Annotated in this window: 25 protein-coding genes and 1 pseudogene; 13 read left to right on the forward strand and 13 right to left on the reverse strand. The window is 35.2% G+C overall.

Annotated elements, in window-relative coordinates; all coding sequences use genetic code 11:
- Positions 1-77 precede the first annotated feature (77 nt).
- The 3 genes from rplM (at position 78) to ABWU69_RS06750 (ending at position 1,460) form a co-directional block, all read left to right on the forward strand.
- The gene (rplM, locus tag ABWU69_RS06740; RefSeq protein ID WP_265025881.1) at positions 78-536 is read left to right on the forward strand and encodes a 50S ribosomal protein L13; all 459 of its coding nucleotides are present in this window, start codon (positions 78-80) and stop codon (positions 534-536) included.
- Between the two features lie 10 nt (positions 537-546).
- Positions 547-1,002, forward strand: coding sequence for a 30S ribosomal protein S9 (gene rpsI, locus ABWU69_RS06745; protein WP_265025882.1), 456 nt, complete (start codon positions 547-549; stop codon positions 1,000-1,002).
- Between the two features lie 146 nt (positions 1,003-1,148).
- On the forward strand, positions 1,149-1,460 hold the full coding sequence (locus tag ABWU69_RS06750; RefSeq protein ID WP_353285109.1) for an HU family DNA-binding protein: 312 nt from the start codon (positions 1,149-1,151) through the stop codon (positions 1,458-1,460).
- Here the strand turns inward: ABWU69_RS06750 and ABWU69_RS06755 are convergent.
- Entirely contained in the window at positions 1,453-2,160 is a 708-nt protein-coding gene (locus ABWU69_RS06755; RefSeq protein WP_265025884.1) for a pyridoxine 5'-phosphate synthase, read from the reverse strand. The genes ABWU69_RS06750 and ABWU69_RS06755 overlap by 8 nt on opposite strands.
- A gap of 262 nt (positions 2,161-2,422) precedes the next feature.
- Between ABWU69_RS06755 and odhB the strand changes: the two genes are divergently transcribed.
- Complete coding sequence (gene odhB / locus ABWU69_RS06760) at positions 2,423-3,604, forward strand: 2-oxoglutarate dehydrogenase complex dihydrolipoyllysine-residue succinyltransferase (protein ID WP_353285110.1); 1,182 nt, start codon at positions 2,423-2,425, stop codon at positions 3,602-3,604.
- 38 nt (positions 3,605-3,642) lie between these two features.
- Here odhB and ABWU69_RS06765 read toward each other — a convergent pair whose 3' ends face one another.
- Positions 3,643-7,050 (reverse strand): tetratricopeptide repeat protein, encoded by a 3,408-nt coding sequence (locus ABWU69_RS06765; protein ID WP_353285111.1) that lies wholly within the window; start codon positions 7,048-7,050, stop codon positions 3,643-3,645.
- A 205-nt stretch (positions 7,051-7,255) separates the two neighbouring features.
- Here ABWU69_RS06765 and secA point away from each other — a divergent pair, with 205 nt between their 5' ends.
- The gene (gene secA, locus ABWU69_RS06770) at positions 7,256-9,916 is read left to right on the forward strand and encodes a preprotein translocase subunit SecA (RefSeq protein WP_353285112.1); all 2,661 of its coding nucleotides are present in this window, start codon (positions 7,256-7,258) and stop codon (positions 9,914-9,916) included.
- On the opposite strand, the gene ABWU69_RS06775 is transcribed toward secA, so the two are convergent.
- From ABWU69_RS06775 to ABWU69_RS06790, 4 genes and pseudogenes are all read right to left on the reverse strand, one after another.
- The gene (locus ABWU69_RS06775) at positions 9,900-10,448 is read right to left on the reverse strand and encodes a hypothetical protein (protein ID WP_265034975.1); all 549 of its coding nucleotides are present in this window, start codon (positions 10,446-10,448) and stop codon (positions 9,900-9,902) included. The two genes, secA and ABWU69_RS06775, sit on opposite strands and share 17 nt — an antisense overlap.
- Positions 10,449-10,550: 102 nt before the next feature.
- Positions 10,551-11,335, reverse strand: a pseudogene (locus ABWU69_RS06780) (IS5 family transposase).
- 93 nt (positions 11,336-11,428) lie between these two features.
- Complete coding sequence (locus ABWU69_RS06785; protein ID WP_265034973.1) at positions 11,429-12,331, reverse strand: ankyrin repeat domain-containing protein; 903 nt, start codon at positions 12,329-12,331, stop codon at positions 11,429-11,431.
- Positions 12,332-12,528: 197 nt separating this feature from the next.
- Positions 12,529-13,236 carry a class II aldolase/adducin family protein gene (locus tag ABWU69_RS06790; RefSeq protein WP_406832729.1) on the reverse strand — a complete coding sequence of 236 codons (708 nt, stop codon included), beginning with the start codon at positions 13,234-13,236 and terminating at the stop codon, positions 12,529-12,531.
- A 285-nt stretch (positions 13,237-13,521) separates the two neighbouring features.
- On the opposite strand from ABWU69_RS06790, the gene ABWU69_RS06795 reads away from it, so the two are divergent.
- Positions 13,522-14,124 (forward strand): AAA family ATPase, encoded by a 603-nt coding sequence (locus tag ABWU69_RS06795; protein ID WP_353285113.1) that lies wholly within the window; start codon positions 13,522-13,524, stop codon positions 14,122-14,124.
- 1 nt (position 14,125) lies between these two features.
- On the opposite strand, the gene tsaB is transcribed toward ABWU69_RS06795, so the two are convergent.
- The 3 genes from tsaB to ABWU69_RS06810 all read right to left on the reverse strand — a co-directional run bounded on the left by tsaB (position 14,126) and on the right by ABWU69_RS06810 (position 17,062).
- Positions 14,126-14,728, reverse strand: coding sequence for a tRNA (adenosine(37)-N6)-threonylcarbamoyltransferase complex dimerization subunit type 1 TsaB (gene tsaB, locus ABWU69_RS06800; protein ID WP_265025893.1), 603 nt, complete (start codon positions 14,726-14,728; stop codon positions 14,126-14,128).
- Positions 14,728-15,858 carry a dicarboxylate/amino acid:cation symporter gene (locus ABWU69_RS06805; RefSeq protein WP_265035728.1) on the reverse strand — a complete coding sequence of 377 codons (1,131 nt, stop codon included), beginning with the start codon at positions 15,856-15,858 and terminating at the stop codon, positions 14,728-14,730. Before ABWU69_RS06805 ends, tsaB begins: the two co-directional genes overlap by 1 nt.
- A gap of 214 nt (positions 15,859-16,072) precedes the next feature.
- Positions 16,073-17,062, reverse strand: a complete 990-nt coding sequence (locus ABWU69_RS06810; protein WP_265034968.1) for a ribonucleotide-diphosphate reductase subunit beta — start codon at positions 17,060-17,062, stop codon at positions 16,073-16,075.
- 130 nt (positions 17,063-17,192) lie between these two features.
- Here ABWU69_RS06810 and ABWU69_RS06815 point away from each other — a divergent pair, with 130 nt between their 5' ends.
- Positions 17,193-17,531 carry an outer membrane protein assembly factor BamE gene (locus ABWU69_RS06815; protein ID WP_265034967.1) on the forward strand — a complete coding sequence of 113 codons (339 nt, stop codon included), beginning with the start codon at positions 17,193-17,195 and terminating at the stop codon, positions 17,529-17,531.
- Positions 17,528-17,692 (forward strand): hypothetical protein, encoded by a 165-nt coding sequence (locus ABWU69_RS06820; RefSeq protein WP_265034966.1) that lies wholly within the window; start codon positions 17,528-17,530, stop codon positions 17,690-17,692. The genes ABWU69_RS06815 and ABWU69_RS06820 overlap by 4 nt, the downstream gene beginning before the upstream one ends.
- Here the strand turns inward: ABWU69_RS06820 and ABWU69_RS08085 are convergent.
- Positions 17,643-17,837 carry a hypothetical protein gene (locus ABWU69_RS08085; protein WP_410541779.1) on the reverse strand — a complete coding sequence of 65 codons (195 nt, stop codon included), beginning with the start codon at positions 17,835-17,837 and terminating at the stop codon, positions 17,643-17,645. The genes ABWU69_RS06820 and ABWU69_RS08085 overlap by 50 nt on opposite strands.
- Before the next feature lie 33 nt (positions 17,838-17,870).
- Here ABWU69_RS08085 and ABWU69_RS06830 point away from each other — a divergent pair, with 33 nt between their 5' ends.
- Genes ABWU69_RS06830 through ABWU69_RS06840 form a run of 3 tightly spaced genes read left to right on the forward strand, consistent with a single transcriptional unit; the run spans position 17,871 to position 18,986 of the window.
- Positions 17,871-18,464 (forward strand): transposase, encoded by a 594-nt coding sequence (locus ABWU69_RS06830; protein WP_353285000.1) that lies wholly within the window; start codon positions 17,871-17,873, stop codon positions 18,462-18,464.
- Positions 18,406-18,819 (forward strand): transposase, encoded by a 414-nt coding sequence (locus ABWU69_RS06835; protein WP_353284975.1) that lies wholly within the window; start codon positions 18,406-18,408, stop codon positions 18,817-18,819. The genes ABWU69_RS06830 and ABWU69_RS06835 overlap by 59 nt, the downstream gene beginning before the upstream one ends.
- 32 nt (positions 18,820-18,851) lie before the next feature.
- On the forward strand, positions 18,852-18,986 hold the full coding sequence (locus ABWU69_RS06840; protein WP_353285114.1) for a hypothetical protein: 135 nt from the start codon (positions 18,852-18,854) through the stop codon (positions 18,984-18,986).
- Between the two features lie 4 nt (positions 18,987-18,990).
- Here the strand turns inward: ABWU69_RS06840 and ABWU69_RS06845 are convergent, their stop codons facing one another.
- Positions 18,991-19,626 (reverse strand): hypothetical protein, encoded by a 636-nt coding sequence (locus ABWU69_RS06845; protein ID WP_265034961.1) that lies wholly within the window; start codon positions 19,624-19,626, stop codon positions 18,991-18,993.
- Between the two features lie 172 nt (positions 19,627-19,798).
- Here ABWU69_RS06845 and ABWU69_RS06850 point away from each other — a divergent pair, with 172 nt between their 5' ends.
- Entirely contained in the window at positions 19,799-20,830 is a 1,032-nt protein-coding gene (locus tag ABWU69_RS06850) for a YhcG family protein (protein ID WP_265034959.1), read from the forward strand.
- A 206-nt stretch (positions 20,831-21,036) separates the two neighbouring features.
- Positions 21,037-21,759 carry a DNA repair protein RecO gene (gene recO / locus ABWU69_RS06855; protein ID WP_265034957.1) on the forward strand — a complete coding sequence of 241 codons (723 nt, stop codon included), beginning with the start codon at positions 21,037-21,039 and terminating at the stop codon, positions 21,757-21,759.
- A 144-nt stretch (positions 21,760-21,903) separates the two neighbouring features.
- Here the strand turns inward: recO and ABWU69_RS06860 are convergent, their stop codons facing one another.
- Complete coding sequence (locus ABWU69_RS06860; protein ID WP_265034956.1) at positions 21,904-23,286, reverse strand: PleD family two-component system response regulator; 1,383 nt, start codon at positions 23,284-23,286, stop codon at positions 21,904-21,906.
- Positions 23,258-23,554 carry a hypothetical protein gene (locus ABWU69_RS06865; RefSeq protein WP_265025903.1) on the reverse strand — a complete coding sequence of 99 codons (297 nt, stop codon included), beginning with the start codon at positions 23,552-23,554 and terminating at the stop codon, positions 23,258-23,260. The genes ABWU69_RS06860 and ABWU69_RS06865 overlap by 29 nt, the downstream gene beginning before the upstream one ends.
- Between the last annotated feature and the right edge of the window lie 3 nt (positions 23,555-23,557).

The raw sequence follows: 23,557 nt of genomic DNA on the forward strand, positions 1-23,557 counted from the left end.
ATAATCAATAACTAATATTGTTGACACTATTGAGAAATTAAGTATATCATAGCTTACTATTGTTTAGTTAAATTACAATGAAGACTTTTTTCTTAAAAGAGAAACAAATCGACAAAAAGTGGTTTGTCATAGATGCAGAAGGATTAGTAGTAGGAAGGCTTGCAGCATTTGTAGCGACACTATTACGTGGAAAGCATAAACCTGAGTATACACCTCATATGGATTGTGGCGATAATGTAATTATTATCAACGCAGAAAAGGTGCATTTTACCGGGAAGAAACTGAAAGATAAAATTTACTATAAGCATACAGGTTATTCTGGTGGTTTGAAAGAAACTACTCCAGATAACATTTTAAATGGCAAATTTCCTGAGCGTGTAATAGAAATGGCAGTGAAAAGGATGCTTGATGATGGCCCTATGGCACGTAGACGCTTTGAAAATTTGTATGTTTATTCTGGTTCAGAGCATAAGCATCAAGGGCAGCAACCTGAAAAGATAGATTTTGCCTCTTTGAATCGTAAAAATAAAAAGTAATGGAGTAAAAATGAAGAGTTCTACAATAAATAACAATGATTGGTCAGAAGAGACAATTAAATCAGCAGTTGATTCGCTTGGTCGTTTATATGCTACAGGCCGAAGAAAAGAATCTGTAGCAAGAGTATGGATAAAGCCAGGAAGTGGAAAATTTAGTGTTAATAAAAAAGGCGATCTAATTTCTTATTTTAAAAGAGAGTCGGTGTGCCAAATAGTGAAAATGCCATTTATAGCAACTTCTATGTTAGACAAATATGATGTATTTGCAACTGTAAAAGGTGGAGGGCTATCTGGTCAAGCAGGTGCTCTAGCTCATGGAATAAGCAGAGCTTTAAGTAGCGTAAGCCAAGATTTGCATTCTATATTACGTAATGGTGAGTTCTTAACTAGAGATTCACGTGTTGTTGAACGTAAGAAATATGGTCAACATAAAGCTCGGAAAAAGTGTCAATTTTCTAAGAGATAGTTATTTCATAGTGGTGTTTTTTTGTAAGTATTATACAAATATTTGCAAAAGTGTATGATATCCTCTATTTTTGTGATGAATTTAGTTGACTATCGGTGTCAACATAATATGCTATTTGTGTGATTTTTTCAATATTAAGGTAATTTATGAGTAAAGAAGATATAATAAAACAATTAAAGGAAGATTGTTCTGGTCAGAATATAGATATAACAAAATCTGATTTGAGCAAGATTCATGATGCGTTTATTAAAATAATAAAGGATGAGCTGCATGGGAAAGGTGAAATACGTTTGCATGGAATAGGAACATTTTCTACTGCTATAAGTCAGGAGAAACAATGTCGTAACCCCCAAAATGGTGAGATCATGACTGTTCCTAAAAAGACAAGGGTAAAATTTAAAGCAAGCCAAACTCTTTTAAGTATTTTAAATGAGAAGGAAGAAGCAGCAGTTAGTTAGACATTATCATTTTCATTGTTTTTACTACGCTGTGTAAGCCATAAAATACAGCTTCGCTAATTAAATAGTGGCCTATGTTAAAAGCTGAGATGTGAGGTATTCTTGTCATCTTCTTAGCGTGTTTATAAGTTATGCCATGTCCTGCGTGGCATTCTATTCCTAATTTATTGACGTACTCTGCAGCATTAGTAATTAACTGTAACTTTTTCTCTGATGGATTATCACAGTAATCCCCTGTGTGAATTTCTATTATGTCAGGTTTTATCTCTAGCTTCTCAAGATATTTTAGTTGATTAATATTTGGATCGATAAACAGTGAGACTTTTATGCTAGAGCTATGCATTTTCTCTATTATATTAGAAAGTTTACTGTGCATATTCACGATATCCAGGCCACCTTCGGTTGTTAATTCTTCTCTTTTTTCTGGTACTATACTAATCGAATAGGGTTTTACCTTTTTTGCTATTTCAAGCATTTCTTCCGTGGCTGCAATTTCAAGATTTAGCTCAGTGCTAATGCTTTTTTTTAGGTTAAATACATCTTCATCTCTAATATGCCTTCTATCTTCTCGTAAGTGTACAGTAATAAAGTCTGCTCCAGCGTCAATGGCTATTTCTGCTGCTTTCAATGGATCTGGGTAGGAAGTTCCGCGTGCGTTGCGGAGGGTTGCAACGTGATCAATATTAACACCTAGTTTCACAATCTACCTCAAAAATTATTTATGGATTATACATGTTATTAGGTCGTTTGCATAGTCATTGTTTGATTAGCAATACCATAGCCGAGAGAAGGGGCTGGCGAAATTTGTCAAGATGGCCTAGCGTCACGCGCTGGAATGACATTTGGGAGTATGTTATCCGTTTGTCACTTCTAAATGATAAGAGCCTCAATGAATTTATTAGTTTATTACATGTCTCTTTTCATGTATAAATCTATAGAAAGTTTTATACGGAAGTTGTTTTATGAGCAAAATTATAGAAATCAGAGCGCCAAAAACTCTTGGTGGTGAGTCAGTTACGGAAGGTATAGTAAAAATAAAGAAAAATATTGGCGAGGCAGTAAAAGTAGATGATCTGATTTTTGAAATTGAAACTGACAAAACAGCACTCGAATTAACTGCAGAAACTTCGGGGCAAATAACTGAATTTCTTGTAAAGGAAGATGATGTGATAAGTCCTGATCAATTATTAGCGAAGCTTTCCGTGGGAGAAGTAAAAGAGGAAGCGAGAAAAGAAGATAAAAGCGAAAGTTCTGCTAAAAAAGATGCTCCATCAGCTCGTAAAATTATGGAAGAAAATGCAATTAATGCAGAAAGTGTCAAAGGAACTGGCATGGGAGGCAGAGTAACAAAAGCAGATGTGATAGGCCATATAAACAAAGATGTAAACGTTGCACAACCCTCAACAAGACAATACGAATTGCCAAAAAGTATAGCAAGTGGAGAGCAAAGAGAGGAACGAGTAAAAATGAGTAAAATAAGGCAAGTAATTGCCGCTCGTTTGAAAGCATCACAAAATACTGCCGCAATACTGACCACGTTCAATGAAATCGACATGAAAAATGTCATGGATCTAAGAGCAAAATATAAGGACGCCTTTGAAAAAAAATATGGAATAAAACTTGGTTTTATGTCGTTTTTTATAAAGGCAGCGGTGCAAGCACTGAAAGAAATTCCTGAAATTAATGCTGAAATCTCAGGCGATGAAATCATATATAAACATTACTATGACATAGGTGTTGCTGTTGGCACTGACAAAGGCCTTGTTGTGCCAGTTATTCGGAGTGCCGATCAGATGTCATTTGCAGAAATCGAGTTGACTTTAGTTGCTCTTGGCAAAAAAGCTCGCGAGGGTAAATTACAAGTATCAGAAATGGAAGGTGCAACATTTACCATCTCAAACGGCGGAGTATACGGTTCGCTTCTTTCTACTCCCATAATAAACCCTCCGCAATCTGGAATACTGGGAATGCATTCAATACAAAACAGGCCAGTTGCTGTGGGCAACTCAATTGAAATCAGACCTATGATGTACATTGCCCTCTCTTACGACCACAGAATAGTTGATGGCAAAGGAGCAGTTACTTTCCTCGTTAAAATAAAAAATTATATAGAAGATCCAAATAGATTAGTTTTGGAAGTGTAGCTCAAATGAGTTGTTGCTAATCTAGTATTGCTAAAAACCTAAACATCATCTAGCTCTGCCAATAGTTTAGCAACTTCTGGATGATCAGGACCGTAATGTTTCGTAAAGATAGATGAAGCCCGTTCAAACAACTCCTTTTGTTTCTTATGGTTACCTAGAGCACCATAGGCGTCGCTTAGGTTTATCAGTAGTGTAGCAACTTCAGGGTGATCAGGGCCATAATGTTTCTCAACAATAGGCAAGGCCTGTTCAAACAGCTCCTTTTGTTTCTCGTGGTCACCTAAGTCCCCATGAGAGATGCCGAGGCTTATTAGTATAATAGCAATTTCTGGATGATCAGGGCCATAATGTTTCTTAAAAACAGGTAAAGCCCGTTTAAGCAACTCTTGATTTTTCTGATGGTTACTTAAAACACCATAAGTAATGCCAAGGATTACCAGTAGTTTAGCAACTTCAGGATGGTCATAACCATAATGTTTCTCAAAAATAGATAAAGCCCGTTCGAACAACTCTTTTGCTTTTTGAGGATTATCTAAAGCATTATGAGTAATACCAAGATTTACCAGCAGTATAGCAACTTCGAAATGGTCAGACCTGTAATGTTTCCTTTTGATTGCTAAAGCCCATTCAAGTAACCTCTTTCTTTTCTTATGATAACCTAGACCCCCATAAATGACACCTAAGTTTGACAACAGTTTAGCAACTTCAAGATGGTCAGGACCGTAATGTTTCTCAAAAATAGGTAAAGCCCGTTCAGACAGCTCCTTTGCTTTCTGAAGATCACCCAAAGCATAACAAACAAGACCGAGGTTTGCCCGTAGTTTAGCAACTTCGAAATGATCAAGTCCATAATGTTTCTCTTGAATTGCTAAAGCTTGCTCAAACAACTTTTTTGCTCTCCGGGGACTATTTAAATTCTCATAAGCGTGGCCAAGGTTTGTCAGTATGACAGCAACTTTAGGATGATCAGAGCCATAATGTTTCTCAAGAATAGGTAAAGCCCATTCAAACAACTTTTTTGCTCTCCGGGGACTATCTAAATTCTCATAAGCGTGGCTAAGGTTTGCCCGTAGTTTAGCAACTTCGAAATGATCAAGTCCATAATGTTTCTCAAGAATAGGTAAAGCCCATTCAAACAACTCTTTTGCGTTCCGAGGATTGTCTAAAGCATTATAAGCAATACCAAGACTTACCAGCAGTGTAGCAATTTCATAATCAGGGATAAAATGCCTCTGAAGAATAGGTAAAATCCATTCGATCAACTCCTTTTGTCTTTTAGGGTTACCTAAATCAGAGTATCCATCATTAATCCACATTAACAAATCTAAAAGATAATCCTTTTCTATTGTTTGCTTTTCTGAAGAATTTTTTTCTAGCAAATTATCCATGTGTGATAAAAATGCTTCTAAATGTGGTAATAATTGTCGTTTCTTAGCATAATCTTCTAATTTATCACTGGCGTAAGGAAAACCCTCTTGTAATAGTTGAAAAACAGTTTTTATTTCTTCTTTGGTTTTACCACTTTTCTCTGACTTTAGCCTTGTAACCTCTTGAACCAAGTTGTGTACTAACATGCTATGATCTTTTTTGACAGTTAACATAGAATAACTTATTAATATTCCAAACGCTTCATGGAAAGTTTCTAAGGAAGGATTATTCTCTTGATTATCAGCAAAGACTTCTAGTAGAAATTTAGGAATAGAGCTACCGCCTAAGTAAGCACAAGCAGTAAGCCAGTTAGCCGCCAATGAAGATTCTCTTTTGATTGCTTCTACTGTAATGTCCCATGTAACATACACTATTGCTGCAGTCTCTCTATTAGCACCAGGTGGAAATGTTTCGAGCAATGTTTTATCAGATAATAAAGTTCGTTTTCTATCATTATATAATTTCAAATAGTCTGAAATACTTATAACTGTTTTCTTTATATAAGTGCTTGCTTGGGCTAAAGCTAAAGGTAAATGACCTAATGTCTTTGCTAATGTATCCACTTGAGTTATGTCTAGTTTTTTTCCTTTTACTTCTAGTATCTTACAGATATAGTCCCTTGATTCTCTAGATTCAAAAACATCAACAGAAATAGTGTTCTGTGGTTGTGGCCAGCCAAATGTATAACGAGAAGTTAATAATATCTTTCCTCCTTTTATAGGAAGTAAATCTGCTATATCTTTGTAGTTAGGAGCGTTATCGCATATCAGTAGCCATCCAGCACGTTCAGGGTGTTCTAGCCAATACTTAACATGCTTGGCGTGATCTTCTTCACGAACGTTTTCTCTGTAACCATGAATAACGTTTAGTCCACGTCCTAACTTGATGTACTCGTTAATTAAAGTATTTCTATCTCGTGTATCAAGCCAAATTATCCATCTATATTTTTGGAGCTTACTCCAAATAAATTCTAATGCTAATTGTGTTTTACCTATTCCACCTATTCCATGACAAGCAACTAGTGTTGCTGTATCATTAGCTTTCAGGCATTCTTCTATTTTATCTAGCAGCGCTTCTCTGCCGACAAAGTTATAATTTCGAAGAGGGACTTGCCAAAATTCAGGTAGATCTTCTTTAAGTTTGAGACTATAAAGATGTTCTATAGCTTTCTTAAAATAATTGTCTTTTCTTGTTAGATAAGGAACTTTGCTACCTTTTGCCAAGCATTTCTTTACATCTTGATATACAGAACCAAAAACCATATCAGCGTCTTTTTTTTCTGATGTTTCGTATTTTTTTTCTATTTCTACTTCTATTTCTCTCTTAATAATACTCTCTAGTTTTGGTTGACTAGGTTGATTAACTACAAACCTTATTCTAAGTAAAAAATCTTCTATTTCATCTTCACTGCCGCAACTGAAGTATTTTTTCAGTTCAAGATGATTTTTTATTTTGTAGCACGTTCCTTTTTGACCTTCATAAATACTTAAAATGTTATCATCTGTTAACTTTGACTCTTCCAGATACTTCTCTAATGTTTCTACTTTGCCTTGCTTTTCTGTACCTTTTTTTAAGTTCACATTAACATTAGCATGAATGACAAATGTAATATTACTGTTCTTATACTCAGGGTTTTGATTAATCTTGAGATAATATTCAACAAAATATTTGTTTAACCCGAAATTCTTTTTTTGTCGCTTTCTATCGTTTCCATCAACAAACAAATCTCCAAATGTAATATTCTTTGAAAGTCTAGGCTTATTACAATGCTTAACTTGAACCAAAACAATTCTCGACTTGTTTTGATCTTCATGTTCAAAAAAAATATCGTCAAAGGCTCCAAAACCTTCTATATTTGATGCTAACCAAAAGTCACTTTCACCTCTTAACCCATGAAGTAGGTACAACATTGATAATGTTATTTCGTAATCATAACCACAAATGCCTTCTGATGCACCATCTCTCTTCTTAAATGTACGATTACTAAGTACTTCAGACTGTTTGTTTTCTACATTCATACCATAACTTCTTTCTATAAAAAATTATAGGTCACCAAGTGCCTAAGATAATGCAACAGATTCTTTAACATTTCAATAACAGTGCCGAACAGGGTCGATTTTGTTTGCTGTTTTAAGCATAAAGATTTCCCGAATCTAATATGTAATTGCTGTAGGCTGCATTTAGTAATATAATCTCATATTAAATAAGACTTTACTTAAGTTTATGCTAGATTCTCCGCTAATTTTGACAGCCATTCTTATATTTTTCATTTTTACGTTGTCATTCTTTTTTATAAGAAAGATATTTGGGTCAACAAATAAGAAGATAATAAAATCCTTTAGGAAAATTGTTCAGCAAATAAATGCATTAGAAACAGAAATGCAGAGCTTATCTGATGAGGAGCTTGCTGGTAAAACTCAAGAATTCAAACAGGAATTGAAAAATGGGAAAACGTTAAATGATCTTCTCGTACCTGCATTTGCAGTTGTGCGTGAAGTCTCCCGAAGGTTTCTTAACATGAGACATTTTGATGTTCAGCTAATTGGTGGAATGGTGCTCCATAATGGCATGATATCAGAAATGAAAACAGGAGAGGGAAAGACACTCGTTGCAACTTTAGCAGCATATCTAAATTCCTTAGAAGGGAAAGGCGTGCACGTCGTAACTGTTAACGACTACCTTGCAAAACGAGACACAGAATGGATGAGCAAATTATATAATTCTCTTGGGGTTTCTGTTGCGTTTATTACGAATAACTTGACAGACGAAGAGAGGAAAGAGGCTTACAGCGCAGATATCGTGTATTCCACAAATAACGAGCTTGCCTTTGATTACCTGCGAGACAATATGAAATTTTCTCAAGAAGACATGGTTCAGAGAGGCTTTCACTACGGAATAGTTGATGAAGTGGACTCAATACTCATTGATGAAGCTCGCACTCCGCTTATTATTTCTGGCCCGGTTGAGGAAAACAATCAGATATATAAGCACATCAATAAAATAGTGACCAAATTAGTTGACTCTGATTATGAAGTAGATGAAAAAGGTAGAACGGTATTCTTGACTGAAGATGGTATTTCACGAGTGGAGGAACTACTCAGGTCATACAATCTCATTCCTGAAAATTCCTCGCTCTATGATACTGACAGCATGATAATGACTCATTATATAGACCAAGCATTACGTGCACATAAGCTGTTCACTGCTGATAAAGATTATATAGTGAAAGATGGAAAGGTAGTGATTATTGATGAATTTACTGGGCGTATGATGGAGGGCAGGAGATATTCCGATGGTCTTCACCAGGCGCTTGAAGCGAAGGAGAATCTTGAAATTCAGCATGAAAACCAAACTTTAGCATCGGTCACATTTCAGAATTACTTTCGTATGTACAATAAACTTTCTGGAATGACTGGAACAGCAGCAACAGAGGCAGAAGAGTTTCATGATATATACAGACTAAATGTAGTAAAAATTCCAACCAATGTACCTGTAAAAAGAGTTGATATTGATGATGAAATTTACGGTACAGAAAAGGAAAAGTTTAATGCTGTGTTGAAGTTTATAGAAGAATGCTACAAACGCCTTCAACCGGTCCTTGTTGGCACGGTGAGCATCGAAAACTCTGAGAAGCTTTCTGCGCTTTTGCAAAGCCATTCTCTTAAGCATTCAGTATTGAATGCTCGTTATCATGAACAAGAGGCGTACATAATAGCACAAGCTGGAGTGCCAGGTAGTATCACTATAGCAACTAACATGGCAGGACGTGGAACTGACATTCAACTCGGTGGAAACGCTGAAATGATCGCAAAGGTAGAGCTAAAGAAGATAAAAAATGCTGATGAAAGAGAAAAAAAATACCAAGAAATAGTCGAAAGAGTAAAAAAAGATAAGGAAATTGCTATAAAAGCTGGTGGTTTATGTGTGGTTGGAACCGAAAGACATGAAAGCAGGAGAATAGATGATCAATTACGCGGCCGTTCTGGCCGTCAGGGTGATCCTGGACTTTCTAAGTTCTTTTTATCACTTGAAGATGACCTGATGAGAATATTTGGTTCTGATAGAATGAGAAGCTTTTTACAAAAAGTAGGGTTAAAGAATAACGAAGCTATTCATCATCCATGGATCAATAAGGCACTCGAGAAAGCGCAAAAGAAAGTTGAAGCTAGAAATTATGATGTGCGGAAGTCTTTGCTTAAGTTTGATGACGTAATCAATAACCAACGTAAAGTTATTTTTAAGCAGAGAAACAATATCTTAGGCAATGAAATCAATGATTTGTTTGAAGTGTATAGCGAAGTAAATGAGAGCGTAGTAGAAGGTATAATCCAAAGTGGCTATTATGAGGATTATATTGAAGATATAGCCAAAGAATTTCATACAAGGTATGGAATAACACTTGATAAAGAAGATTTAGCAAAGTTTTTAAACAAACAAGAAGCTTTGAATTATATAAATGATAAGATACAAGAATTTTTTACTGAGAAAGAAAAATATTTCAACAGTCAGCACACTACAGATTTGTGGAATACGATCGTGAAGCAAATGATGATAATGACACTTGATCATTTATGGAGGGAACACCTTTCAACTTTAGAAAGCTTAAGACAGAGCATAAGCTTACGTGCCATGGGGCAGAAAGATCCACTGAATGAATTTAAACGCGAAGCTTTCTTGATGTTTGAGTCAATGCTTGAAAAATGGAAGGAGCTCACCATTCACCGCTTAGCACACTTTAAGTTGGCAGACAACCAAGAGATAGGCAATAGGTTACATTCTGCTAGAAATAGCAGACTTTCCAAAGTCTCAAGAAACGACAAATGTCCTTGCAACTCCGGAAAGAAATACAAGCACTGCCACGGCGCGGTTACTGTGGTGAATTAGCTGTGGTCTTACGTACTTTATTACAGCTAATCTCTTTTAACTCGTTCGATAAATTCTGTAACTCCTCTTCTGTTAGTCGAGAAGGCTCTTTCTCTGATGACTTCATTAGTCTTTTAATTTTATCCAATGCAATAGCTATTCCAATTGCAGCTACAATTGGCAGTACTGGTGCTGTCACTCCTATCATCAGTAAAGAATTCATCGTAGTTGATAAAGACGATAAAGAATTTACTTTAACTATTGGAGCGACACTACCAAGGCCAACTCCAACTGCAACACTTCCAATAAACAAACCAGCTAGACATGCAATTTCTTTTAATGTTAAATCACTTACACGACGATCATTGTTGGATAAGGGCGCTTTTATGAAAGTTACAATTAATGGCGCTACAGAAATAGCACCAACAATTCCACCTATCATCAGAGGTGAAAGACTAGTCAAGGTACTGAGTGCAAGACCTGTTAAAATACTTACTATAGCCCCTATTACTACAGCTATTCCCAGAATTGCTAAATAAATTATCCCTAGCATTTTGCTCCTTTTTATACTTGCAGTCTTTCCAGACTTCAGAATTTTATCATGGCGTATGAAGTGGATTATGTCAATCTAGACGTTGTTTCTCTAAGAGCCTGTTCATAATCTTTTCAGAAGTAAGGCAGTGAAAGCCAGAACGACCATTTGTAGGCTAGTATTGAGTTTTCGCTCACAATTTTTCCACAATCTTCTACATTTTTCTAACCAAGCAAAAGATCGCTCCACAACCCATCTTTTGGGCAATACAACAAAGGAATGTAATTCATTTCTTTTTATCACTTCAACGGTTGCACCAATAATCGTTTTTATTTGAGTTGCAAAATTCTCTCCAGTATAGCCTGCATCAACCAGTACATTTTTAACTCCCGAGAGGTTTTCTTTTGCATTTTCGACCATTCTCACAGCACTGCTACGGTCAGTTATCTCTGCTGTTGTTATATAAATTGCATGCTTGCGTATCTACTGCAATATGGCGTTTTATTCCTGAAATCTTTTTGCCTGCATCATAGCCTTTTTCTTCAGCAGTATCTGCATTTTTTACACTCTGTGCATCAATTATGCAGAAGCTGGTTTTTTCTTTCCGACCATTGTTTTGTCGGACCACGCCAACTATTTTTTTTTAACACCAGCTCCAGAACACTTTCTTTATCTGCATCTGGTTTTTCACTCCACTTCTTAAAATAGTCGTAACAATTGCGCCATTTTGGAAACTCTTTTGGTAGCATTCTCCACTGACAACCGCTTTTCAGAACGTATAACACTCCACAAAATACATCATACAAATCAAGTTTTCTTGGTTTTGTTTTTTTTCTACAGGACTCTAGATCTGGTAACATAATCTCAAATCTTTCCCGACTTATATCACTTGGGTATAAACTCCTCATATATCCTAACTTATATACATTATCTCTTAGTTTATTCCTTTCTTGAGATCATGTACAGGTTCTAAGAAAAATACAAACACTGCCATGGCGCGGTTACTGTGGTGAATTAGCTGTGGTCTGTTCACCTACATTACTGCAGCTAACCTCACTTAACTTGCTATTTAACGAATGCTCTGACGACTTATACGCAACACCATAGGTAATACCACCAACTATCAGTACAGATGCCACAGTAATTCCAACTATTGCTAGTGCAGGTAATGCAGTAGCATAAATGAGTGCTAATGGAGCAACAATGGCAGCTAATATACCCACAGTAATTCCTGCTTTTGTAGCTTTAGGTCTATGAATAAATGATGGGTCTGCACCATAATTTAGCAGAAGTTTTGCCATTTCTGGATATTTACTATGCCAAGCACAACTCAAAGGGGTATATCTATTTTTATTTTGTAGATTGATATTAGCTCCATTTTTTAGTAGAAGTTTCACTGTCTTTATATGCCCGTGCTCAGCAGCATAATGCAAAGGAGTTCTTCCACCTTCATCTTGTAGATTGATATTAGCTCCATTTTTTAGTAGAAGTTTCACTGTCTTTGTATGCCCGTGTTTGGCAGCATAATGCAAAGGAGTCCCTTTATCTTCATCTTGTGCATTAACGCCTGCTCCTTCTTCTAGCAAAACTTCTACTACTTGTGTATGCCCATGCTGAGCAGAATAATGTAAGGAGGTTTTTTCCCATTCATCTTGTACATTAACATTAGCTCCGTTTTTTGTTAAGTATCTTACTACTTTTTCATAGCCATTTTCAGCTGCTATAAGTAATAAATTGCACTTGAGTATTATAAACGTGTAATTTATATCAAATTCGCTTTTTTTCCACTCATCATATATAAGTTGATTTTCCTGCTGCAGCTTATCTTTAATTCTATCAATTAAATTTTCCTTACTCAGATCTGGACTACTGTTGACTTCTTGTAGTATTAACCTTAATGTCATTTCCTTCTCCAAGATATAAAATTTTATTATGGCATATGAAGTGGATTATGTCAATGAAGAACTAAGAAACTGGTTCTTCTTTTTTTCTATAGCTTTAGGTTTACCTACAATTTGAAAAACAACAAATTCGTCATTCCGCTACTTGTTAGCGGCGCGGTGGTATCTACTTGGATGACAGATAGTAGTGCGAAAGCCTCTTATAGCTTACTTTTAATTAGTCTAACCCATGCGTGCCAATCTCTCTCACCAAGATTGCTTTCAAAAGATAGGAGATCCTTTACAGCTTTTGAACAAATTTCTTCACTTGGAACTGATAACTCCTTATTCATTGCTAACGTTAAACATTGAGTTTTGCACGCTCGTTCTAAATGATACGTGTAAAACATTGCTTCTTGTATAGTCCGACCACACGTTATAGATCCATGATTACGCATTAACATGACAAAATTTTCTTTCAGATCAGCTATTAACCTCTTTCCTTCTGTATCGTTAAGTGCTAGGGAATTATAATTATGGTAAGAGATTTTATTGTAAAGGTGCAGTGCCCATTGACTTATAGGAAGCAGCCCATCTTTGAGAGAAGAAACCGCTACAATAGAAGGTGTATGCAAGTGAAAAATTGCTTGAATATCTTTCCTTGCTTGATAAACAAAACCATGAATTATATAGCCAGTTCTATTATATTGATATTCTTTGCCTTCAATTACATCCCCATCAAGTGATACTTTCATTAACGAACGTTCATCTACTTCATCAAAACGCATACCAAACGGATAAATATAAAACGACTTTTGATCTTCAGAACGCACTGAAAGGTGAGTATATGTATGATCATCGAACTTAAGGTAGGACAAAATCTGATAGGCATAGACTAGATCCTTTTTTACTCTGCTCTTTGTTAACAACACAATCCTCCGTTAGAATATCTTCTGAAGGTTTATACGCGAAAAGAGACTTGTAGTAAACTAATAAGTCTATGCCACTCTGTCTTGCTTTCTGAATACCAAACACTTTTGTGTTGTAGCTTGCTTAAAAATAGTTATCGTTATTATAGAGTTTATATACAGAATTTATGTTTCTAAATTACATAATATCTTAACTATAAAAATAATTTTCTATATAATATTTCATATGTTTTAAAGCTTCATTTTTATGTTATTATAAATGTAGGTTTTAAGATTGAAAATAATATGGTAAATATTAACACAAAAAAGCAGCCAGCAGGATTTTTCATATATCTCTCTGGTCTTTCAGGAAGTGGTAAACTTTCCACAGCAATAGAATTATCCTATATGATAAACGCATTAATTGTAAATAGTAAGTTCTATAACAATATTCAAGTTTGCTCTATATACAATGGTGTCTTTGAACGTGATCAAATACCTAAAGAAGTTCAAGATAGAATATATGGCATTATGCAAATTATGCTTCAGGTAATAGAAAATTATCCAATTCACTCAAAAAATTACATATTTATTGATGAGTTGATGGAAAATAATGACCAGAACATGAGGATGTATGATTCAATAGTAAGGCTTAGTAAAAAAATGAACACAGAAATCCTTCCTGTGGTACTTAGGTGTGATCTGCCGACATTACAAAAGCGTATTGCATTAAAAAGGCAAAGAAAAAATAGGAAGGCGATTAATGTAAATAGCATGATAGAGCAATGTAGAATTAACAATTTATTTATACCACTGAGTGCCATAGAGATAGAAAATTCAGATATGAGTATAAAAGAAGTAGCTCAAGAGATAGTAAACCAGATGCACAGGCTTTACGCAAAAGAATAGTCTATAGCAATTTCATATACTGAGGCTCATTTAAATATAGAGCTTCAACTTCTTTTAATTTTTGCTTGTTCTTCAGTCTATAATGAACTAATAGTCCTGCATGGCTAGCATTTAAATTGTAGTCCATATATGTAATGCAGTCACTGCTTGTAGCGTGACACTGGGATCCAGGGTCACGTGCTGCAGTTGGACCAGATAGCGGCAATAAATTGAAATCAAATAACTGCGTATAAAACCCTTGAGCATTTTTGATTATAGCTCTGATATTTTTTTTGCTATTCGTACAAAGCAAAGATATTGTGTAAGCTTGAACTTCCAGCGCATTAACTCCGTATAATGGCTTATCTGTAGCAAGATTTATACCTTGTGCAGCTGATATACCAACTCTAATTCCAGTGAAACTTCCTGGTCCAACTACTACCGCCAAATGATCTATTTTATCATAATTATAGTTGTGCTTATCAAACAAAGTATTCAGTATTTGAAAAAATGATTCTGCATGACTATTGCTGGCGGAATTGCGCTCTACAAAACAGTTACCATCATAATCAACTATTGCTATTGAACTACCAATACCTACAGTATCAATCGCCAAAATAGACATTACTTAAGCTTATCATGGAGTTTTGAAAATATTATAGCAAAGGCACCATTACCCATAACATTTGCTGAAGTGATTATTGGATCAAACACTATATACAATGCTGTGATTAACGAAAGCATTTCTGGAGAGAATTTAAGATATTTCTCAAGAATAGGTAGCATTACCATAATTCCTCCTGCCGGCACTGCAACAATAGCAAACTTAAATAACAAAAAACAGAGAAGGAAAGTCACATAGTCTGTTGTGCACAATGAATAACCGGAGGCAATTATCATCGATAATATTATGATAAAAAAGCAATCACCTACTAAATGAAAGCTAGCAGTTATTGGTACAACAGACGATGCTATGTCAGGTTGCTTTACATTTTTTTTGCTTCCTTCAAGAGTAAGCGGCATAGTTGCATTACTAGACATTGTGCTCATTGCAGTAATAAATGCCGGTATCATATTGCCTATACTAGCTATCCAGCTTGTGATCTTGAATGAATTTGCTGCTCCATATAAGAGAAAAACATAAAGGTAGGTTGCAGATGCTATAATAATGAAAATTATTGAGTAATCCTTAAATATTATAGATAAAACTTGATCATGCTGCATTTTTAAAGCAAGCCCAAGTACGAATATTGGAATAATCGGCGTCAAAAACGTCTTCAAAATAAAGAGAGTTAAATCTAACATTTTGTTCGAAAGCTCTTTGCTTTTCTTAGGTAGCAGTATAGACACTACTATGCTGGACACAAATCCACAAGCAAGGGCATAAAAATTAGAAAGGAGTAGCGGCAGCCTAAATGACCATAAAGGAACAATTGTTTCTTCATACGTTATATCTTGTATTGAATAAGTGTTTTGTATGATAAAATGCCCAACAGAATAAGCTATTAAACTTGAAGCCAGATTCGATAAGAAGATCATTATAATAAGTAACAATATAAACTTTATAGCTGACTGCTTAAGATTGTTAACACTGCTAAAGATTAACGCAAAAACAATAAAAGGCATTATAAATAGCAAAACCTCTTTTATACTCAGGCTCGTTGAGTACAAAAAGGTTTTTACTTCCATTGGAACTAAATGACCAAAGAATGCAACTGAAGTGATGACCGTGAGTAAGATTAATAGTTGTAGCACGTTCTTATATACCAATGTCCTATGGACATATATATGGTAAGTTAGTTGTTAAGTAAAGCACAACTGTCTAAACTGCTGTGGAACACTATGAAAAACCAGCTGCTTTTGTTGCTCCCGCGCGTACTGTACGAATATTGTCTATCAGATCCCAGTGCCCTCTTCTTGTCATTCCAGTGCTTGACACTGGAATGACAAAGAAGAGTGAAATTAGCACTCACTTATTATTCGTGTCGTTTTCAGTAAAAGCCTCCTCCCATGTGCCTTGAGTTGCTGCACGGCTATACTCTGTTACTCTATTTTCAAAGAAATTCGTATGTTCCACGCCATTTAGTATTTCATCGAGCCATGGAATAGGATTATCATTGACATCATATATGGATTCAAGACCTAATTGCATTAACCGTCTGTTTGCTACGTAGCGTATGTAATTGCGCACTTCTTCTGCAGACAGTCCTTCAACGTCTCCGAAATCAAAAGCAAGCTTTATAAACTCATCCTCAAGCTCAACAATAGTGCGGCATGCAGAATATAATTCCTCTTTAAACTCATCGTTCCAAATTTCATTATTCTCTTTAATAAATGTATTAAATAACATAATAATTGAATTGGTGTGCAAAGTTTCGTCACGTGCTGACCAGGCGATTATCTGCCCCATTCCTTTCATTTTTCCAAAGCGTTGGAAATTGAGCAAAATTGCAAACGATGCGAATAACTGCAACCCCTCGGTAAATGCACCAAACACTGCTAGGGTTTTAGCTACATGTTTTTTATCGTGTTTTTTACTTTCCTCAAATTCTAGCATATACTCATACTTCTTTCTCATAGCATCATACTTTAAGAATGCTTGATACTCGCTTTCTGGCATGCCAATTGTGTCTAAAAGATAAGAATAAGCTGCAATATGTATAGTTTCCATATTGGAAAAGCTTGCAAGCATCATGCATATTTCTGTTGGCTTAAATATATTTGAATAATGCCTCATGTAGCAGTTATTTACTTCAATGTCCGCTTGAGTAAAGAATCTAAAAATCTGAGTTAGTAGATTTTTCTCTACGTTTGAAAGTTTAGTTTTCCAATCTTTCACGTCATCAGCAAGCGGAACTTCTTCAGGTATCCAATGGATTCTTTGTTGCTGCAGCCACGCATCATACGCCCAAGGGTAATTAAAAGGTTTGTATATTGGATCTGCTTCTAACAATGACATAAGACACCTATTATTTTCTAAAGTAAATATTATATTAAGTGATATTGAGAACTAGTCAATTTAACTTTTTGAAATTTGACGTCAGGTAGTTTATTAGTGTATTATAGCTTCAAGTAATTTATCAACAGAAATGCGAGTATTAATATCTTTTATTTTATTATTTACAGTGAGCTGTACTCACACTATTCACAATCACGGAGCTCCTGGCATTAGTGTTGAATTGTGGAGCAAGATAAAAGTAGGTGACGATAAAGAAAAAGTGGTTCACACTTTAGGATCACCAACATTAGTATCAAAGTTCGATGGTAACGTTTGGTACTATGTCTCATATAAAATTAAACAAGCTAACTTCTTAGGAAAAAGGAAGTATAGCAGTAAGTCTCTGCAAATTTCATTCGATCAGAACGGTAAAGTTGCAGATACAAAAGAAACTGACATCTTAGAGAGATCTTTGGCTGTTCCTGATTGAAAATCTGTTCAGATCTTCCTACGTCATACCGCGGTTCATTCCATAACTGTACGAACATTGCGATTTGGGCCTACCAGAAGGGTGTCATGAAAGTAGCTGACACTGGTTCCTTTATGACGGTGTCATCCCAGTGCCCAGACACTGGGATCCAGGAAACTTAATTGCAAGTAATGCATTGGGTTTGGTGAGTATGGGTTTTGCGTTATAGAATGAAGCACTTTTGGTGAATTTGTAAAGAAAACTGGATTCCAGTGGGCTTTGTTGCATAGCAACCGAAAAAATCTGGTGGCTACTGACAAAATTCATTATAAATAACCATTTAACTGTTGAAGAAAAAATATGCCACAGAAAATGAAAGTCAGTAACCAAAACGAATATAACAAATTCCTTGAAAAAAGGGGAAATATTTTTCGTTACATCGATGAAGCTATCGAAAATTGGTATGAAAATAGTCCAAAAATGCAGGGCGGCAACTATATTTACAGTGATAAAGTCGTAATTTTGGTGCATATAATTGTCAATCTTTTTAGAATTGGTTTAAGACAAACGGTGGGGTTTATAAAAGGATATCTGCAACAAATAGGAAAAAATTTGGCAGTTATCAGCTATTCACAAGCATCAAGAAGGTTTAAAAAACTTAATATTAAGATAAATGATTGCAGGGTTGATAAAAGCAACATGGAAAATATTGAAATTATCATAGATAGCACAAGTATCAGCATTTACAGTAACACTCCTGGCCACAGTAAGGAAAACAGTGCAGATAGAAAGTACCGAAGCTACGAGCAAGTAAGAAAGTTACATGTTATGTTAAGTGTGAATAGTAAAAAAGCTATAGCTGCAAGATACAGTAATGGCGTCTACTCTGACCACTATGGAGCTTGCGATTTGCTTGAAGAAGTTAATTTTCAGCACAAAATTATATGCAGATAGGGCATACGATAGGCACAAACTTTATAAATTGTGTAAGAAATACGATATAAAGACAAAAGTTCTACCAAAAAAGGATGCAGCAGAACATTCAAAAATAGATTATATGTCTGACAGAAATGCTGCTATTAGGTTAATAAAATTATATGGACAAGATGGTGTAAAAGAGTGGAAAAAGGAAGCAATTTATGGAAAGAGATCTTACATAGAAGGATTTTTCTCAAGGTTGAAGCAAGTATTTGGATTTAGCTTTAGGAATAAATCTGAAGTAAATCGTGAAAAAGAATTACTAATTAAGTGCTATTTGCTCAACAAATTCACTGATATTGGTATGGCTAAATTTGAAATCATTACATAAATTTGTCGTAAACCATCACTGCTTAAGGTGCTATGCAACAAAGCCATTCCAGTGTCAAGCACTGGAATGACACCTTCCTAGTGGAAATTGCTCTCAAATCACAATGTTCGTACAGTTGTGGTCTGGACATTAGGATGACAGGAGGTAATATAAGAGGTCTATTGTAAGATTTTACCCATTTAGAATAAAGTCTAGTGTTACTTCACGCCAAATGTGGTGGTGCTGAGTAGGCAAGCCAGTCAATGGGCTACATTTATATACTGCACGCATTGCGTTATCTGCTATCGACCTGAAAAGTGGATTATTTCGATAGGAATCACTGTCTGCTACATCGGCCATAATTATCTCGCCTTGACTGGACAATAATAAGTTAATTTTTATATTAAAATTTTCTTTGTAAGCTATGCTTTCAGGAATGCTCCAGCATTTTGTGAGCTTGTCTCTTATAGAGTTAATAATTTCTGTTACAACTAATTCATCCTTTTGACTCTCAACGCTTTTTTCGTTTCCTATTTCATTTTTTGCCTCTCTAACATCCCTTCTTAGTTTTTTCTCTACACTTTTTTTTCTTTTTGGAATTGGAATGAACTCTTTACCCTCGTTAATAATGACTTCTTCTTGCATTTCGATAATTTGCCTCGGTTGTGCTGTTTTTTTCACAACAGTGTGCTCAACTATTTCTTTTTTCCTTTGTGGTATAGGAACAGCTGACGTATCATTCGTTTGGGCTTTTGTTGAAGATAACGAAAAAAGCAAAAAACAACATAAAGACAAAAAAAGAATATAATTAGAATAGAAAAAACGCATATGTTAAGCAGCTTGTTTTACTGGTTTAAAGCTAATATTGCACGTAAAGTCAATATATTTTAGTTGATGGACGAGTTTGAAGTAAATAAGGAATCCCTTCAAAGCTGAAGGCAAGCGAAAGATTGCCTTCTCGACAGACAAAGGAATTGTATAATGGATTAAAAGGAACCGTATGACAAAAATTATAGCAAAAGAATATACAGAACTTTTAGAGCAGTTGAAGGATCGTATTGCAACAAGCCGTTATAAGGCAGCAAGAACAGTAAATAAAGAACTGCTACTGCTTTATCATTATATTGGAACGCGGATTCTAGAAAAACAAAAGAGTCAGGGTTGGGGATCTAAAGTAATTGAGCAGTTAAGTAGAGACTTAAAGGCTGGATTCCCTGAAATGAAAGGTTTTAGCACGAGAAACTTGAAATATATGCGCCAATTTGCAGTGGAGTATCAAGATATTGAATTTGTGCAACAACTTGTTGCCCAATTGCCGTGGGGACATAATGTATTTCTAATGGACTTAGTTCAGGACAAAGAAGCGAGGCTATTCTACATAAAAGAAGCTATTGAACATGGCTGGTCACGTAACATTATGGTGATGCAGATAGAGCTTGGTCTACATAAACGTCAAGGGAAAGCTATTACTAATTTTGAAGAAAAATTACCATCTCCACAATCCGATCTAGCACATTACACATTAAAAGATCCATATATTTTTGATTTTTTAAGTATAGGTAAGGATGCTCACGAAAGAGAAGTAGAAAAGGGACTTGTAGGGCATATGGAAAAATTTCTGTTAGAACTCGGTGAGGGATTTGCATTTGTTGGTAGACAATTTCATTTAGATGTTGGTAATAAAGACTTTTATATTGATTTATTATTCTATCATTTAAAGTTACGTTGCTTTATAGTGATTGAGTTGAAAGATAATAAATTCAAACCAGAATACGCTGGAAAAATGAATTTTTATCTTTCTGCAGTTGATGACTTACTGAAGCATGAGACTGATCAACCATCTATAGGATTAATTTTATGTAAATCAAAAAATAATGTACTGGCCGAATATACACTGCGAGACATGACAAAGCCAATAGGTCTTGCAGAATACCGAATAACTGAAAATCTACCAGAAAACATAAAAACAGCTTTACCGACGATAGAAGAATTAGAAGCTGAATTATCCAAAATTTCAGATAAGAAAAAGTAATGTTACTAAAATCATTCAAACAATTATTTAGCAGACCAAAAACCAAAAGCTCAGCATGGAGGCTCAGGAAGAAGAGTGGCAGCCAATAACTTACTCTCTCATAGCCTTGAAACTTTGGAAGCAGACAGTGACGGAGTAAGTAATTTTTATGGATTACAAGCTCTAGGTGCACTATCCTATAATATCATACGGTCAATATACTCTAAATGAGATGGAAAGATGAAGGCATCATTATAGCTGCTAAAAAATACGGCGATAAAAACTTAATTCTTTCTCTGTTTACAAAAAATCATGGAAAGCGCAGGGGATTAACTAAGCTAACAAACAATAGCAATTATAAGTTTCAGATAAGTAATCTATTACATGCAGAATGGAGTGCTAAATTACCTGAAAATCTAGGTTTTTTTAAGTGCGAATTAATCGAATCTCCATTCCATCATTTCTTTCAAGATAGGTTAAAAAGCATTACTATTGTTTCTTTCTCCTCTATTTTAGAAAAAGTGCTTCCAGAGAGTGAACCTTGTGTTGTACTGTATGATAACTTTCGATATTTCATCGATATAATTAAGCACAATAATGAACTTTGGCAAGGCCATTACCTCAACTTAGAGCTTCTGCTTCTTACGCAATTGGGATTCAAGTTAGACTTATCCAAATGCGCTGTAACAGGTGTTAAGGAAAATCTACAATTTATTTCTCCAAAAACTGGCAGAGCAGTGTCAAAAAAAGCAGGAGATTATTATGCAGATAAACTCCTACCTTTTCCACAAATGTTGCATGATGTATACAATAATAACCTACAAAACAGCTACTCATTCCAAGAATTTCAGTTAGGACTGAAAGTCACAGGATATTTTTTAAATAAGTATCTATTTTTGCAGTTAAACGTGAAATTTCCAGAGCTGAGAAACCTCATGTTGTCGCTTTAACCTTAGTTATCATTTTTTTGAAATCATTTCAGAAATCTATAGCTAACCCAAGCAACACGTCATACCGCGATTCATTCGCGGTATCTCAGCATAGATTCCGCTAACGAGTAGCGGAATGACGGTTGTCGGTAAACTTAAGCCACTTTAGCTATAGCCAGTAATCACTCTATTTCTACCACTGTTTTTTGCTTTATATAAATATTTGTCGGCACGTACTATAAATTCTTTAATATTGTCAAGGTCAGATTCTTGCATTTCTGCAATTCCAATGCTCACAGTTACATTGTGGGTTGTATTTTTATCCGCAAGTATAAAAGGTTTTTTAGCAATAATTTTGCGTATTCTTTCCGCAATAGTATACGCATCCGATGTATCGGTATCTGGCATTACAACAACAAATTCCTCACCACCAAATCTAGCTAACAAATCTGTCACTCTAATATTTTCAGAAATTCTTCTCTGTATTTGCTTTAAAAGTTCATCTCCAGCACTATGTCCAAAATTGTCATTCACCATCTTAAAATAGTCTATATCAAGTATCATAAGAGACAACCTTCTATCTTTTTCTACAGAGTCCTTAACAATGTTTCTTAAGTGTGCATCAAAATATCTTCTATTATAACAGTTAGTTAATGGGTCCTTTATAGACATTTCCGCATTATTAAATAAATTCATTCTCAAGGCATCTTGATATCTTTTGCGTTTCACTTGCGAATTAACCCTTGCTATTAACTCACCCTCATCCAAAGGTACTGTTAAATAATCATTAGCACCTACATCAAGTGCTTTTACTAAATTGTTTTTATCATAATCCTCAGAAAGAATTAGAATTGGTGTATAACGTGTTTCCACCTTACTACGAAACCCAGAACACAAACGCAAGCCGTCAGTTTTTGAAAACTGCATATCAGAAATGATCAGGTCGTAATTATCCTTAATACCAACCTTTAATGCCTCTACTGGATCACTCAGTATTTTAATTGACCTAAAGCGGTGCTTTAGTACATTATATATCTGCTCTGCTTGAAAGACATCTTCATCTACAACAAGTATGTTAGCATCAAAAATCTGATTAGAATAATCCATAATACTGTTTCCTGCTACTCCGCCAATCTCAACGTTGGTTTCTCCTCTTAAACGCAATTCATCTATAATCATTTTTAAGCGCGTGAGAGACTTGATCCTTGCAGATAAAGCAGTTTCGTCTATTGGTTTAGTCAGAAAATCATCTGCACCAGCATTAATGCCCTGTACTCTATCATGAGCGTCATGCAGCGCAGTTACCATAATTATTGGAATATGAGTCGTTAAGGGATCACTCTTTAGCTTCTTACAGACTTCAAAGCCATTCATTTTTGGCATCATGATATCGAGCAATATAATATCAGGCTGCTGCTTTGCTACTAAATCCATGGCTTCCTCACCATCATAGGCTACGATAACCGTATAGTACTCTGCTTTTAGTCGAGCTTCTAAAAGCTTGACATTAGATAGTACATCATCTACTACCAGAATCTTCGCTGTCATTATCTTTAGATGTATTATCTATATCGTAAGTAGGATAAAGCTTACCATTTTTACCAACTATGTAATTTACTTTCTCAGTATTACACTCTTTATATAAGTCTTCAATTCCGGCATCCTTCAATAACCTTTTGGCTTTTGACTTTGCAATTATAAAATACCTATATATAGTCTTAATAAAATCAATAAATACAGGTACCTTATTTTTATCAAGAACAATTATGCTCACTAAAGCTACAACTAAAATCTCTGAAAAACCTATATTAAACATTTT

The organism is Wolbachia endosymbiont (group A) of Beris morrisii (genome assembly GCF_964028185.1).
GTDB lineage: Bacteria > Pseudomonadota > Alphaproteobacteria > Rickettsiales > Anaplasmataceae > Wolbachia.

Bases quoted from the DNA above. Each gene is read 5' to 3' on its own strand.
- ABWU69_RS06810 (WP_265034968.1), bottom strand. From the start codon at position 17,062: ATGTCATTGTTAGAAGCAGATCCAATATACAAACCTTTTAATTACCCT.
- ABWU69_RS06750 (WP_353285109.1), top strand. From the start codon at position 1,149: ATGAGTAAAGAAGATATAATAAAACAATTAAAGGAAGATTGTTCTGGT.
- rpsI (WP_265025882.1), top strand. From the start codon at position 547: ATGAAGAGTTCTACAATAAATAACAATGATTGGTCAGAAGAGACAATT.
- ABWU69_RS06795 (WP_353285113.1), top strand. From the start codon at position 13,522: ATGGTAAATATTAACACAAAAAAGCAGCCAGCAGGATTTTTCATATAT.
- rplM (WP_265025881.1), top strand. From the start codon at position 78: ATGAAGACTTTTTTCTTAAAAGAGAAACAAATCGACAAAAAGTGGTTT.
- ABWU69_RS06845 (WP_265034961.1), bottom strand. From the start codon at position 19,626: ATGCGTTTTTTCTATTCTAATTATATTCTTTTTTTGTCTTTATGTTGT.
- ABWU69_RS06830 (WP_353285000.1), top strand. From the start codon at position 17,871: ATGCCACAGAAAATGAAAGTCAGTAACCAAAACGAATATAACAAATTC.
- odhB (WP_353285110.1), top strand. From the start codon at position 2,423: ATGAGCAAAATTATAGAAATCAGAGCGCCAAAAACTCTTGGTGGTGAG.
- ABWU69_RS06860 (WP_265034956.1), bottom strand. From the start codon at position 23,286: ATGACAGCGAAGATTCTGGTAGTAGATGATGTACTATCTAATGTCAAG.
- ABWU69_RS06840 (WP_353285114.1), top strand. From the start codon at position 18,852: ATGCAACAAAGCCATTCCAGTGTCAAGCACTGGAATGACACCTTCCTA.
- tsaB (WP_265025893.1), bottom strand. From the start codon at position 14,728: ATGTCTATTTTGGCGATTGATACTGTAGGTATTGGTAGTTCAATAGCA.
- recO (WP_265034957.1), top strand. From the start codon at position 21,037: ATGAGATGGAAAGATGAAGGCATCATTATAGCTGCTAAAAAATACGGC.
- ABWU69_RS06835 (WP_353284975.1), top strand. From the start codon at position 18,406: ATGGAGCTTGCGATTTGCTTGAAGAAGTTAATTTTCAGCACAAAATTA.
- ABWU69_RS06865 (WP_265025903.1), bottom strand. From the start codon at position 23,554: ATGTTTAATATAGGTTTTTCAGAGATTTTAGTTGTAGCTTTAGTGAGC.
- ABWU69_RS06775 (WP_265034975.1), bottom strand. From the start codon at position 10,448: ATGCTAGGGATAATTTATTTAGCAATTCTGGGAATAGCTGTAGTAATA.
- ABWU69_RS08085 (WP_410541779.1), bottom strand. From the start codon at position 17,837: ATGAATTTTGTCAGTAGCCACCAGATTTTTTCGGTTGCTATGCAACAA.
- secA (WP_353285112.1), top strand. From the start codon at position 7,256: ATGCTAGATTCTCCGCTAATTTTGACAGCCATTCTTATATTTTTCATT.
- ABWU69_RS06850 (WP_265034959.1), top strand. From the start codon at position 19,799: ATGACAAAAATTATAGCAAAAGAATATACAGAACTTTTAGAGCAGTTG.
- ABWU69_RS06785 (WP_265034973.1), bottom strand. From the start codon at position 12,331: ATGACATTAAGGTTAATACTACAAGAAGTCAACAGTAGTCCAGATCTG.
- ABWU69_RS06815 (WP_265034967.1), top strand. From the start codon at position 17,193: ATGCGAGTATTAATATCTTTTATTTTATTATTTACAGTGAGCTGTACT.
- ABWU69_RS06765 (WP_353285111.1), bottom strand. From the start codon at position 7,050: ATGAATGTAGAAAACAAACAGTCTGAAGTACTTAGTAATCGTACATTT.